The sequence below is a fragment of the Bifidobacterium coryneforme genome, assembly GCF_000737865.1.
Lineage (GTDB): Bacteria > Actinomycetota > Actinomycetes > Actinomycetales > Bifidobacteriaceae > Bombiscardovia > Bombiscardovia coryneformis.
In genome coordinates, this window is record NZ_CP007287.1 from 275405 (window position 1) to 288925 (window position 13521).

Sequence of the window (13521 nt, forward strand, 5' to 3'; positions counted from 1 at the left end):
TGTGAATCGCCATGCTATAAACTGTGCAACATGGATGTCACGCAGCTTTCGGCCAATGCCCAGGACTACCTGAAGGTCATCTGGGACCTGCAGGAGTGGGACGAGGGTCCGGTCCAACCTTCGGCGGTGGCCGAACGGACGGGGATGAAGCTGTCCACCGTTTCCGGTGCCCTGAGCAGGCTGGTTGATGCCGGTCTGGTGGAGCACAAGCCGTATGGGAAGGTGGGGCTCACCCCTGCCGGGGTACGCTCTGCCGTTACGATGGTCCGCCGCCACCGACTCTTGGAGACCTTCCTGGTTGAGGTGCTGGATTACAGCTGGGACGAGGTGCATGAGGAAGCGGATGCCCTGGAACATGCCGTTTCCGACAAGATGATAGAGAAAATCGATCAGTATCTCGACCACCCCACGCTGGACCCGCATGGTGATGCCATACCTTCTGAAACCGGGACCATCCCGGTCATCCCCGAGACGCAGCCCCTCTCGCAAGTGGAGGAGGGGAACACCATCCGTGTGCACCGTGTCAGCGATGAGGACTCGACGATGCTGAGGTACCTGAGCAAGCACGGAATCGGCCATGGGACCCTGCTTCAGGTGGTCCGCAAACAAGAGGAAGAGCCGGTCACGCTGCGGGTGGTGACCGATCCTGCGGATCAGCCGGACCAGGCCGTCGGAAAGCAGGGCGAAGATTTGCAGCTGAACTTCGCTCAGGCTGCTCTGATTCAGGTCAGTCCGGTCCTCGCGTAGGGTTTTACGTCCGTTTACGTGTGTCAGGAGCGCCGAGCGGCCCTTATTCCTCAACCCGCTCGATGCCGGAGTCGAGCTCCGTTTCTTTCTTGACCACGCGCCTGGAGTCGATTCGGTAATGGGCATTGAAGATGCCGCCAGCCGTCAGGATGGACACCAGTCCGACCAGGATCCAGACGCTCTCGACCTCATACTGCTCCAGGAGCTCGTATAAGGAGGCAATCATCTTCAGCCAGCCGGCCAGAGCCACGAAGTACCAGGCCGTGGCCTTGTCCAGGAAGTTGACGACCTGGCGGCGCTCGCGCTTGGTATCAGCCGCCTCTCGGAGGATGTTGTTGCCACGTGTTCGTTCCTTGTGGACCTTGAGGGGCGGAATCAGCCACCACCATGGTGAGATTGGGCTCCATCGTTTGCTGACCTGCTTGAATTCCTCCAAGAGTGCCTTGAACTCCTTGAGTTCCATAAGTCCCTGATAGAGCGGGAAGGAAAAGAGGAGCCAGTCGCCAATCAGGGAGATCACGGCAATGGACTTCGACATGCTCATGCACCTTTCGGACGTAATTGGTGTTCTCAGGTAATCGTATCTCCGGTAATCGCAGACGTGATCTTATCCGGATGGGGATGGACGGGACCGCCCTACGTGTAGTCTCATATGCAGTTGCTGCCCTACGGGAGGATGGATATGACGTCTCAGACAGTCGACTCGGTGGACATGGTCGGACCTGTAGAGCCGGATGTCCCATCGGGTACTGCCCATCCCCATGCGGCCGGGCCGCGCTTCTTGAAGTCTGCCTGGCTGGTTCCTCTTGCCTCGGTGGCCGGGGTGGCCATGGCGTTCGGACTGGTCGTCGCCTGGTTCCCCAAGACCTGGGAGATGTGGAATATGCCCATCCAGGCCATTGACGCCCCATCCCACTATTACTTCATTCGCAAACTTCTTCGAAATGGGCTCCCAGTCGCTTTCGAGCTGAATCCCAATGACTCCTTCTACCCGCCGCTCTTCCATCTTATGGTTTACTGCCTGATCAAGGTGGCCGGTTTCTTCGGTTGCACGGTCAACATCTTCACCGGGCTCAACCTGGTCTGGATTTTTGCCTCGGGCCTGCTCTTCCCTGCGGGAATGCTGCTTTGGTGCTCCTACTTCTTCGGTGATATGCCGAGGTTGCAGGTTGCGGGGATGTGCCTCCTGGTGCCGGTGCTTTCGGTAACGTCGGCTGCCTTCCCCTTCTGGTTGTTCGACGCGGGCCCTCTCTTCGCCTACGGGTTGGCAACGGCCCTATTGCCGTTCTCCCTATACTCCGGGCTGAGGTTGATGGATGCAATTGCTGACCGGAGGAAGCCGGATACCCCAGGCAGGGGGCTGGTCTTCTGGGTGCCGGTCAACCTGGCTCTGGCGGTCCTTGTACTCCTTGCCCATCCGCGGATTGCCTTCACCTACCTGGTGCTCATGGTCTTTTTCATCCTCTTCCGCCTTTCCTGGAAGCTGATTGCAGGGGCGGCCGGATTCGGCTGCCTGGCAGCAGCCCTCTTTGCCGTCTACGTGATGCGTCGGGACCATGGAAAGGACTACCTGCATCCGTCCACGTGGTTCCATACCTTCCAGCCGACCAGAAGTCTGCCCGATGCCATAGGCGTCCTCTTTACCGGGAACCTGTCCGGGTTCGCTGGTCTGCTCATGGCGGTATGCATCGTGCTGGCCCTGGCCGCCTCACTCCTGCTGAGTGGCAGGCGTTTCCGCGAAGGGCTGTCCCTGGTCCTCTCCTTCCTGCTGATCGGGTTGATTTACGTCTGCAGTGCGGCGGTTTCCGGCCCCCTTGCCAATATCCTGACCGCAGCCTGGTACCGAGGTGAAACCAGACCCCTGGCCATGCTGCCCCTGGCGATAATCCCCCTCCTTGTTTTCGGGGCGCGCTGCCTCTTGAATCCCCAGCCGGCGGTGTGGAAGTGCGGCAAGAAGGTCCTGACAGGTTCGACGGATGTGACCACGGACTGGCTGTCTGCGCCGGCCGTGAATGGTGCCTTCCGGGTCCTGACGGTTACTGCACTCTCTCTGGTCCTGGTCGTGGCGGGGAATATATACAATCCTCGACGCGATGATCTGGCTCTGCTGGCTGAGGCCAACACAGTCCTGGACAGGGAGGATCCGCACTCGCAGCTGACGAGGGCCAAGTTCGAGGCGCTGACCACTGTCAGGAACCGGGCCGGTCAGGATGATGCGGTGATTGTCTCCGACCCCCTGAACGGCTCCATGTATGGGATGACCCTGTATGGGCTCAACATGCTTTACCCTGTCTACAATCCTATGGACACCAAAAACGGCAAGGTATTCGGGGAGGTTGAACATGCCTTTGCCTCAGGTGATGCCGATAGGCTCCTGACCACGGTCTGTCCGGTGGATCCCAGCTTCACCCAGCATGGCCCCGGTGGCGCCGTCGCGGCTCCGAAGTACTTCCTGACCATGGGGCCTCAGGCACCCGACCTGCACATGTTCACCTACAGGGCCCAGTATGACCCCTTCCATGATCAGAACCTCATTGACGGGTATGTCAAGTTCGGGTGCCTTGCAGAAGGTGGAGGACTTTGGCGCTCCTGCCGGCGACGGGGAGCACTGGGCGCTCTACCGGTTCGCCTGCCGGTGACCCAAGTCGTCTCCTGCTTCTGCCTGTGCATGTTCGCACCGCCGTCTTTGGCCGTGCTGCCCTATTCCCGCATGATGTGGGCAGGCTCGTCAGAACTCGGAAGCCGGTATGACCTTGCTGTTTGCGAATCTTCTGTTCTCTTCCCTGGGGTGTGCGTGTCCGTCAGAAAGATACAGGTAATCTGATTATCCTACGAGTTGTGATTGACAAGGACTCCCAGCAACAGGAGGCAGGAGGTACCTTCCTTCTTGGGGTTCGAGTGGTCGCCATGCAAGGAGCGTGTGACTGGTGTCGGATATGGGATTGCAGTGGAAAAGGCACCTGGGCAGAGCCTGTGCGGCGGGAACCGTTACAGCTCTCCTGGCCCTGATGCCGTTCGCGGGTGTGAATCGGGCCCATGCGGCCGGGCTGACGAGCCAGCCGGGCAACCAGACTTACTCCACGGCGACAGGGGAGACGGGTGCCGTACCGCGCGATATGCTTCCTGACACCATCCATGATTCCATTCCCGAAGAGGCCACGATGGTATCCAAGAGTGTGGCCGTCACCGACCAGGGCGAGGCCAGGGATATCACTACCGGCCAGCCGGTGACCGATACCTCGGTCGTTGGTACTCCGGACCATCCGGCAGATCCCCTGGCCAAGACCGGAGGAAAGAGCTTCATTCCGGTTCCCGTCAGTGAAGTCAAGGAGCAGCTGGACGAGTCCGACCGGGCAGGGTCGGTAAATCCGGCCGCTCAACGGCAGGTCGGCGATAGGTACTCCTCCGTAGCGAGAAGTGGTGTTTACCGCCCGCAGGGGAGGTCGGAAGCTGTTGCGAAAACCGCCTCGCTGGGCAACAACGCATATGGGGCCCACTGGGGAACACACAACGGCTCCCAGGCCTTCTTCGAGGCAGATGGCACCCTGTTCGCTCAGCAGGCGAAGGGCGTCATCGACGTCTCTCAATGGCAGGGGCGAATCGACTGGGCGACGGCCCGTGCCGCTGGTGTGGAAGGCGCCATCATCCGTATCGGATACGGATGGGGAAACGGCTTCGACAGTACGGCCTTATACAACATCAATGAGTGCAAACGTCTTGGTATCCCCTTCGGTCTTTACCTCTACTCCTACGCTTATGACGGCAATACCGGCTGGGCCGAGGGAGACGGCACGGTGGATCTTCTTCGTCGTGCGGGTGTGCAGCCCGGAGATTTGACCTACCCTGTCTACTATGACCTGGAGAAGTGGGCCTGGACCGGCCATGCCCCTCCGACGTCACCCGCCGTGTACGACAGCATCGTCAACTCCTGGTACAACCGCTTGCAGTCCGCGGGGTATAACAATCTCTCGATCTACTCCTATACCTACTACCTGAACACGGCTCTGAACAGCGGCACCATCCGCTCCAGGACCCACTGGGTGGCCAGTTATGGTGCTCGCACAGGCTTCAACTTCTCTGCCAATCAGCGTTGCTGGCAGTATGCGGATAACGGCAGAATCAACGGTATCGGCAACAGCGTGGATCTGAACGCTTGCGGGAACAGGAATCCGGTGAGCGTAGGGGGAGACGTGGCCAAGCTCTCCCCAGCCGACAGAATCACGGACATAACCGAAGGTGACTATTTCATCGGCTCGGCCCTTCCCGACCGGTATCTGGACGTACCGGCCGGCAGCCACCAGGACGAGACTCAGTTGGTAACATGGTCACCTACCAACGCTTGGAACCAGCTGTACCACCTAAAGCCGCACGGCGACGGGTCATATATCATCACGTCGAAGAACTCCGGCAAGGCCCTGGACGTCAGTACAGGCTCTACCCGTAATGGGAACCCAGTCATTCAGTACTCGACCAATAGGGGACCCAATCAGCGCTGGTACTTCTATCGGTCACCAGAGGGATATGTCTTCATCATCTCCGCACTCGGGGACGGTAGAAGTGTGGCCCTCGACGTGACCAGCGGCAATATGGCACTGGGTACCAAGATGGAGATTTGGCAGTATAACGGTGGTCAGAACCAGGCCTTCAGACTGATGCAGGCAGCAGCCATCCCCGGTGGTAAAAGAACCATCACCAGTTCATACGCGAATGGGAGCAGCCTTGATGTGCCTGCCGGCAGCATGGTTCGTGATACCCGTCTGCAGACATGGCCGTACAACGGAGGCCCCAATCAGGGTTTCGAGTTCATCGATGCCGGCAATGGAAGATACAAAATCAGGGTTGTGCACTCCAAGATGTATCTAGACCTCCAGTACGGTTTCCCGGGAGACGGCGGCAATATCGTTCAGTACACCCAAACGAGCGGGTACAATCAGGTGTGGTACCTGCAGAAGTACCAGGGCGGGTATGCCATCCGCAGCATGTTCAACAATAAGGCTATCGACATCCACAGTGGCGGTCTCAACCCGGGTACCCCTGTCATCACCTATACATTCCGAGAGCAGGCCAACCAGAAATGGAACATCGGCTGACACGCTGACCCGTTGGCTTTGCGGCACATAGGAGGCCGGGATGAACCCTCTCCCGTGAGGGGAGTGGGCTATGATGTGAGGGACCTGGCCACGCCTTCGTTCCTGCACTGCTGTTGGCTGGTTGCCCGATGAGACGAAGATACGATTCGAAGGAGTACCAAGTCATGTTGAGCGGTTCGACTGTTTCTCTGGTCATGCCGTGCCGCAATGAGGCAAAGCATCTGGCTCAGATGGTCGCCGACATTCCGGATTTCTATGATGAGATAATCTGCGTCAGCAACAAGTCGAGTGATGACACCGTAGAGGTCGGCCGTGAGATTGAGCGGTCGAACCCTCGCTTCGAGATGCTTGTCGATGACAGGGTCGCCTCGGGAATCGGTTATGGGTTCGCCCACATGACTGGAATCAACAAGGCCAAGAGTTCGATCATCGTGTGTGCGGACTCCGATGGCACGTACCCGATTGAGGACCTCCCTCGCATCATGGGTGTCATGAAGGAGCGTGGCCTCAGCTTCGCCTCCTGCTCCAGGTATCCCGACAAGAACATTCCTTTGAAACTCCAGCTCGGGGTGAAGATTCTCAACTTCGAAATGTTCCTTCTCTACGCCAAGGTCATCCACGATTCCCTATCAGGGATGTGGGTGTTCGAGCGTGACGTGGTTCCCTCCCTTCATCTGACGGAGGGCGATTGGAACCTGTCCCCTCAGATCAAGCTCAATGCCCATAAGTACCTGGGTCCCCGTTTCGGTGAAGTCAGGATACGGCAGGGTATCAGGTTCGGAGAGACGAAGCAGTCCTATCTGAAGACCGGTTTTGGTCACCTGAAGTGGATTTTCAAGAACCGCTTCATTCAGCGCAAGGGTATTCAACCCGCCGACTGAGGCGCAAGGAATACGACTTCCGATGCTCCACATGGTCGGTGATTACCGACCATGGCGAAGTCAATTAGGCCGTAGCGATCGGGAATTCAGACCGTTTCGCGCTTGAGGGCTTTCTCTTCGGGCCCGTGCTCTTCGATTCCCCTTGTTGCTGAACCAACCTTGTGCGATTCCGTCGAACGGTCTTCCGTATCCGTTATGTCTTCATCGGAAGGGTGGAAGACAGTGCAGACCAGGAGAGGCAGGAAAGGCTCAAAATACCTTGCCTGGATTCCTTGGATGGGGTCGCCGATTCTCATCTGCGGCAGGTTGTTCCAGGTGAGCATCATGGACGCATAGGCCAGGTAGATGAGGAGCAGGAAGGCCAGAGCCGAGGCGATCTGGTAACGGTACAGGCTGATGAACCCACGTGCCGATGTGACCTTCCGTCGGGTCGGGTGAGAGTTGTGGAAGAGTACACCCCATGCCAGTCCCAGTATGATTACCAGGAGGACTGAAGGAGCCCCAAGTTTAAGTAGATGCAGCGGTCCCCTTATGAAGAAGTTCCATGCAACTGCCATGCACATTTTGAGGGGGTGGCGAAGCACGAATCTCAGGTTTTCGGAGACGGATGCCTCTGCCCAAACCGTTGAGTACAAGGAAGACCAGGTGCCGTAGATCGCCAGGATTGCAAGGGCGGAGGAACCTAGACACAGGGTCTTACGCTTCGTTGAGAGAATCCGTCTGGGCAGGACGAGAATGAGGACCGCAAGACTGGCATAGACGGTTTTGCACATGAACAAGAGCACTGTCAGTACTGATAAGGCCACCATCTCCCCTCTCGATGCCGGTTTGTTGCGGGTGGTGATAGCCATGAAAAGGGCGATGAACACCGCGCAGAGGCTGATGAAAAGAGCATCCGCCATAAGGCTTGATGCGATGAACATGCCATGCGGCAATGCACCTATGACAGCCAGGAACATCTTCCCCCTGGGGATGATGGCGATGGCCAGACAGAACAGGAGGATGTAAACCACCAGATTGCTTATTCGTCCCAGTTGCCAGGTCTGGTAGGGGGATTGATGGGTGTGAAGACCTATCCAGATACCTATTGCCTGGGGGAGGAACACTGCAGGGAAATACTGGTTAGCCCGGTTTGTGCCCTTAAGGGAGGCTACGGTGACTTCTTCGCCCGGGGCCAGGCCGTCAACGGCTTTTTGCTCCTCGAGCTTTGGGTCATAGTCCGAGGTCTGATTGAGAAGGGTCACTACCAGCGCGTTCTGGCATCCTTGAAGGCTCAGAAAGCGGGGGTCGCCATGAAGCTGCTGGATTTTGACTGAATTCCCGTACGCATCAATCTGACGATCGGGTTTGTTGAGAATCTGTCCAGTGGCGGCTGAGTACGAGGCGTAGGCATGGATGTTCGGATCGGGGAACGACAGCGCCCCAACCGTAGTGATGAAGAAACTGCCTTGTAACAGGGCAAACGCAAGGAAGAAGAGCATGGCCCCCCTGCTTTTCTTCAAAGCCTGCATTGTCTGCTTTCCCATGTTTGAATACCTGCCGATCGGTAAGTCAGTGGTTAATCGGTACCTGCCGGTGCTGGACAACAGAGACGGGCATCAGCAACGTCAAGGATTATAGCTATCGCGTTGGAGAAGAACTCTCTGCTTCGGAAGCTCCAACAATGGTATCGGCCGCGTTGTGAGGGGGCAAGGCATCCGCCGTCCTCTCGGGCGGGAAGAAGCATATGCAGGTCAGGAGGGGCAGGATCGGGGTGAGATACCTGCCCTGGAATCCTTGTATCGCTTGGGCGTTCTTCATGACCGTCATATCGTTCCAGGTGAGATAGGGGAAGAGATATGCCAGGAAGGCCACACAGAAGAAAGCGACCATAGAGACCCAGATGTACCGGTACCGGCGCACGGAGGCGGTCGGGGAACTCTGGTCAACCGGTGCAGGCCTGCTGGACATAAACAGGATGAGCCAGGCCGCCAGTACGAAGAGTGTCGGGACGAGGACGGCAGAACCGATTCTCATCAGGGTCTTCGGGAACTCCATGAGGTTCCAGGAAATGGTGAATATGACCTTCAGAGGGTGCCTGAACATGAAGTGGGTGTTGTCGGAGATACTGACGATTGCCGGTACATTCTGATAGATCGAACTCCACAGGCCGTAAATCGGGAGAGTGATGAGAGCGGACAATCCCGTGAATGTAGCCTTGCGTTTCGTCGTCAGCAGCGACCCCGGCAGGGCCCATACCAGGAGAGCCAATGCCACGTACACCGTCTTGAAGAGGAAGAGGCAGACGGTGAGCCCTATCAGGATACCCATCTGAACACGGGTTACTGGTCTATCGCGGGTTGAAAGGGAGAAGAAGTAAGCGATGAAGCACGCGCAGACACTGATGAACATGGCATCCGACATAAGGCTGGTCGCCATGAATATGGTCGGATACAGGGACCCCAGTACAGCCATGAGGTACTTGCCCCTGGGAATCATCACGATGGATAGGCCGAATAGGAACAGGTAGAAGATGAAATTCGCTATTCTTCCGCATTGCCAGACGTTGTAGGGTCCGAGTCCGGTGTGCAGGCCAACCCAAACGCCTATCCCCTGGGGCAGATAGACCAGGGGGAAGTACTGGTTCGTTCGCGAGGGGAATGACTTGTCCGGGAGGGTTACCCGTGTTGATGGCAGATGGTCGGCAAGACGCTGATTCGCCATATGGGGGTCGGTGGCCATGGGGTCGCCGATGATGTCCATCACCAGGGCGTTGTGCATGGCCTTGTTATGCAGGTATCGGGAGTCTCCGGAAATATGCTGGCTCTTTACCGGGTTCCCGAATTTGTCCGTACTGCGCTCAGGCAGGTTCAAGATCTGTCCGGTTGCCATGGCATATGAGGCGTTTGCGTGCATATCGCCATCCGGCAGAGTCAGGGCTCCGACGTTGGTCAGGAAGACCGTGCCTTCGAGAATGGAGATGACAAGGAAGAGCAGTACTGCATAGGTGCTGTGACTGTTCAATCGTTTGGCTTGCAATTTCACGCAGGCCCCCTTTGCTTAGTGGTCATAGAGGCTCGTAGCTGAATACAACAGGGGTACATTAGCACACATAAAAATGGAGGCACCGGTATCGTATAATGGTCCGCATGGCAGATTTCTTTTCACCCAGGAACATTCTTGTGACCGGCGGATGTGGCTTCATCGGCTCCAACTTCGTGCACTATGTGGTTGACCATCACCCTGATGTGCACGTCACCGTGTTGGACGCGCTCACCTATGCCGGCAACCGGAAGAATATCGAGGGGCTGCCGGAGGACAGGGTCGAGTTCGTCCACGGCAACATCTGCGATGCGGATCTGCTTGATAAAATCGTGCCAGGTCACGATGCCATCGTGCATTATGCCGCCGAGTCCCACAACGACAACTCAATCAAGGACCCAGCGCCATTTGTCGAGACCAACGTGGTGGGCACTTTCAGACTCCTTGAAGTCGCCAGGAAGTACGATGTCCGTTACCATCACGTGAGCACTGATGAGGTATACGGCGACCTGGCGCTTGATGATCCTGCAAGGTTCACCGAAGAAACGCCATACCATCCCTCAAGCCCCTATTCGTCCACCAAGGCCTCGTCGGACCTTCTGGTCCGCGCCTGGTACCGGACCTTCGGGGTCCGCATGACCATCTCCAACTGCAGCAACAACTACGGTCCTTACCAGCACGTGGAGAAGTTCATTCCCCGCCAGATCACCAACATCCTGGATGGAATTCGTCCCAAGCTCTACGGCGACGGTCTCAATGTCAGGGACTGGATTCACACCGAAGACCACTCCAGTGCGGTCTGGACCATCCTGACCAAGGGGCGCCTGGGTGAGACCTACCTGATTGGGGCGGACGGGGAACGCAACAACATCAACGTCCTGCGCGACATCCTCAAAGTCATGGGTCAACCTGAGGATGCCTTCGACAAGGTCAAGGATCGCCCCGGTCACGACCGTCGCTATGCAATCGATGCCACCAAACTCCGTACCGAGCTTGGATGGGAGCCTGCGCATACCGATTTCGAAAGCGGCCTGGAGCAGACCATAGACTGGTACAGGAACAACCGGGCTTGGTGGGAGCCCGCCAAAGCCGCCACCGAAGAGAAGTATCGACGTAACGGACAGTGACGAGGTCCGCTACCGGTCGGGGGTGGGGGTTGCCTTCTGCGTCGATCGGTGTGTGACTGATTCCTCTCTGAGGAGCGATTCCCGATTCCGCTAGAAAGTGACTGAGTAGTAACCATGTCTTTCGATTTTGAAAAAGAGCTGAAAGTCAGCAAGACCAACATTCCCGGGCTCTTGGTCTTTGACCTGCCGGTGCACGGTGACAACCGAGGCTGGTTCAAGGAGAACTGGCAACGGGCCAAGATGACGGAACTCGGCCTGCCTGATTTCCACCCGGTGCAAAACAACATCAGCTTCAATGCCAGCCGTGGCGTTACCCGTGGTATCCATGCCGAGCCCTGGGACAAGTTCATTTCCATCGGGAGCGGTGAGATTTTCGGTGCCTGGGTTGACCTCCGCCCAGGCGAAGGATTCGGACAGGTGTTCACCACCCGGCTGGACCCCTCCAAGGCAATCTATGTGCCCAGGGGAGTGGGCAACAGCTTCCAGGCTCTGGCCGACAACACGGTCTACACCTATCTGGTCAATGCCCACTGGTCCCTGGAGCAGAAGAAGACCTATACCTTCGTCAACCTCGCCGACCCCCAGCTTGGCATCGAGTGGCCCATACCGCTTGATCAGTGCGAACTGAGTGAAGCGGATACGAACCATCCCATGCTGGCCCAGGCCAAGCCTATGGCCCCGCGCCGGACCATGGTGACCGGTGCCAGCGGACAGCTTGGGCAGGCCATCCGCCAGTACGTGCAGGACCACGATCTCCAAGGGTTCGAATTCACGAACATCGAGGACTTCGATTTCTCCGATCCTGAGGCCTACGACCAGTTCGACTGGAGTCTGTACGGGACCATCATCAATGCCGGTGCCTATACCGCGGTCGATATGGCCGAGACGGACCAGGGGCGGCAGGATGCATGGAAGTCCAACGCCGTGGGGCCGGCAATGCTGGCCAGGGTCGCGGAAGAACACAACATGACCTTGGTGCATGTCTCCAGTGATTACGTTTTCGATGGGCAGCAGAAGGAGCACGCTGAGTCCGAGCCCTTCGCACCCCTCGGAGTGTACGGTCAGACCAAGGCCGCCGGCGACATCGCGGTCTCGAATATACCCCGCCATTACATTCTCCGGTCCAGCTGGGTGATTGGTCAGGGGCATAATTTCGTCAAGACCATGATGGGGCTTTCCGACCGAGTGGCTGACCCGGATGACGGTCTCGACTCGGTTACCGTCGTGGACGACCAGGTTGGCAGGCTGACCTTCACCGAAGACATGGCCGCAGCCATCTTCCACCTTCTGGATTCGCAGGCACCATACGGTACCTACAACCTGACCGGTTCGGGGTCCATCACCTCCTGGGCTGAGATTGCGAGTCGCGTCTTCGAGCAGACCAATGGCAACGGCGACAAGGTGAAACCGGTGTCGACCGAGGACTACTACGCGGGAGCCACCGGCCCTATTTCCCCGCGTCCGACCAACAGTGCCCTCTCCCTGGATAAAATCAGGGCCGTCGGCTTCCATCCCGGTGATTGGGAGGGTGCCCTGGAGGATTACGTCCAGTCCATCATCGACTCCCGCTGAGCGGCTCGCTTCCGGCCCGTCCGCTATGCGTGGGAACCGCAGAGATTTTGCCACTCATCGATTCCTGTTGGCGGTCGGCAGTAAGCTATCTTGAGTTTGACACGGATGTATGAATCATAAGAGAGGCGTCACGCGATGAGAGGCATCATTCTTGCCGGCGGTTCGGGCACGCGTCTGTACCCGCTGACCACCGTCACTTCCAAGCAGCTGCTTCCGGTGTACGACAAGCCTATGATCTATTACCCCCTGAGCGTGCTCATGATGGCAGGTATCAATGAGATACTGATCATCTCAACGCCCATGGATATCGGCAATTTCCAGCGCCTACTGGGTGATGGGAGCCGGTTTGGCATCAGTCTCTCCTACAAGATCCAGCCCAGCCCGGATGGTCTTGCCCAGGCATTCATCCTGGGCGAGGATTTCATCGGCGGCGAACCCTGCGCTTTGGTTCTGGGCGACAACATTTTCTACGGGAATGGTCTTGGTCGTACTCTGCGAAATGCGGCGGGCAGCCAGCACGGGGCAACGGTGTTCGGCTACTATGTGGACGATCCACAGAGGTACGGCGTGGTCGAGTTCGACAAAGACAACAAGGTCGTCAGCATTGAGGAGAAGCCTGAGCATCCGGCCAGCAACTACGCGGTTACCGGACTGTACTTCTATGACGAGCGAGTCACTGAGTTTGCCAAGCAGGTCAAGCCTTCTGCACGTGGTGAATTGGAGATCACCGATCTGAATCGTCTCTACCTTCAAGACGAATCCCTGCGCGTTCAGACCCTGGGTCGTGGTTATGCCTGGCTGGATACAGGGACCATGGATTCCCTCTATGAGGCAGGGGAGTTCGTCAGAACCGTTCAGAGGGCCCAGGGTCTTCCCATCGCCGCTGTGGAAGAGGTAGCTTACGAGAATGGCTGGATCACCCGTGAAGAGCTGGTAGAAGCAGGTCAAAGGTATGGCAAGTCTCCATATGGTCAGCATCTGCTGGATGTTGCCAACAACAAGATCATCTTCAAGAAGCATGTGGATCAAGCCTGACGATTCAGGAACCCGCACCTTCAAGTACGGGTTCCATTGTCGAGTGCG

General features: G+C 57.5%; 10 protein-coding genes. 7 read left to right on the forward strand and 3 right to left on the reverse strand.

Annotation, left to right across the window (positions count from 1 at the left end; genetic code table 11):
- The first annotated feature begins 30 nt into the window (after window positions 1–30).
- Window positions 31–747: a metal-dependent transcriptional regulator gene (locus bcor_RS00965; protein ID WP_033498185.1), complete on the forward strand. Its 717-nt coding sequence runs from the start codon at window positions 31–33 to the stop codon at window positions 745–747.
- A gap of 43 nt (window positions 748–790) precedes the next feature.
- Here bcor_RS00965 and bcor_RS07170 read toward each other — a convergent pair whose 3' ends face one another.
- Window positions 791–1285 (reverse strand): hypothetical protein, encoded by a 495-nt coding sequence (locus tag bcor_RS07170; RefSeq protein ID WP_051875575.1) that lies wholly within the window; start codon window positions 1283–1285, stop codon window positions 791–793.
- Window positions 1286–1429: 144 nt separating this feature from the next.
- Between bcor_RS07170 and bcor_RS00975 the strand changes: the two genes are divergently transcribed.
- From bcor_RS00975 to bcor_RS00985, 3 genes are all read left to right on the forward strand, one after another.
- Complete coding sequence (locus bcor_RS00975; RefSeq protein WP_148303927.1) at window positions 1430–3571, forward strand: DUF6541 family protein; 2142 nt, start codon at window positions 1430–1432, stop codon at window positions 3569–3571.
- A gap of 112 nt (window positions 3572–3683) precedes the next feature.
- Window positions 3684–5837, forward strand: a complete 2154-nt coding sequence (locus bcor_RS00980; protein ID WP_052115184.1) for an RICIN domain-containing protein — start codon at window positions 3684–3686, stop codon at window positions 5835–5837.
- A gap of 164 nt (window positions 5838–6001) precedes the next feature.
- Window positions 6002–6718 carry a glycosyltransferase family 2 protein gene (locus bcor_RS00985; RefSeq protein WP_033491357.1) on the forward strand — a complete coding sequence of 239 codons (717 nt, stop codon included), beginning with the start codon at window positions 6002–6004 and terminating at the stop codon, window positions 6716–6718.
- A gap of 86 nt (window positions 6719–6804) precedes the next feature.
- On the opposite strand, the gene bcor_RS00990 is transcribed toward bcor_RS00985, so the two are convergent.
- Entirely contained in the window at window positions 6805–8244 is a 1440-nt protein-coding gene (locus bcor_RS00990) for a DUF2142 domain-containing protein (protein WP_081870298.1), read from the reverse strand.
- A 94-nt stretch (window positions 8245–8338) separates the two neighbouring features.
- Window positions 8339–9742 (reverse strand): DUF2142 domain-containing protein, encoded by a 1404-nt coding sequence (locus bcor_RS00995; protein WP_148303928.1) that lies wholly within the window; start codon window positions 9740–9742, stop codon window positions 8339–8341.
- Between the two features lie 104 nt (window positions 9743–9846).
- On the opposite strand from bcor_RS00995, the gene rfbB reads away from it, so the two are divergent.
- The 3 genes from rfbB (at window position 9847) to rfbA (ending at window position 13473) form a co-directional block, all read left to right on the forward strand.
- On the forward strand, window positions 9847–10866 hold the full coding sequence (rfbB, locus tag bcor_RS01000; protein WP_033491429.1) for a dTDP-glucose 4,6-dehydratase: 1020 nt from the start codon (window positions 9847–9849) through the stop codon (window positions 10864–10866).
- A 114-nt stretch (window positions 10867–10980) separates the two neighbouring features.
- The gene (locus bcor_RS01005) at window positions 10981–12438 is read left to right on the forward strand and encodes a sugar nucleotide-binding protein (protein ID WP_033491360.1); all 1458 of its coding nucleotides are present in this window, start codon (window positions 10981–10983) and stop codon (window positions 12436–12438) included.
- Between the two features lie 135 nt (window positions 12439–12573).
- Entirely contained in the window at window positions 12574–13473 is a 900-nt protein-coding gene (rfbA, locus tag bcor_RS01010; protein ID WP_033491363.1) for a glucose-1-phosphate thymidylyltransferase RfbA, read from the forward strand.
- Window positions 13474–13521 lie beyond the last annotated feature (48 nt).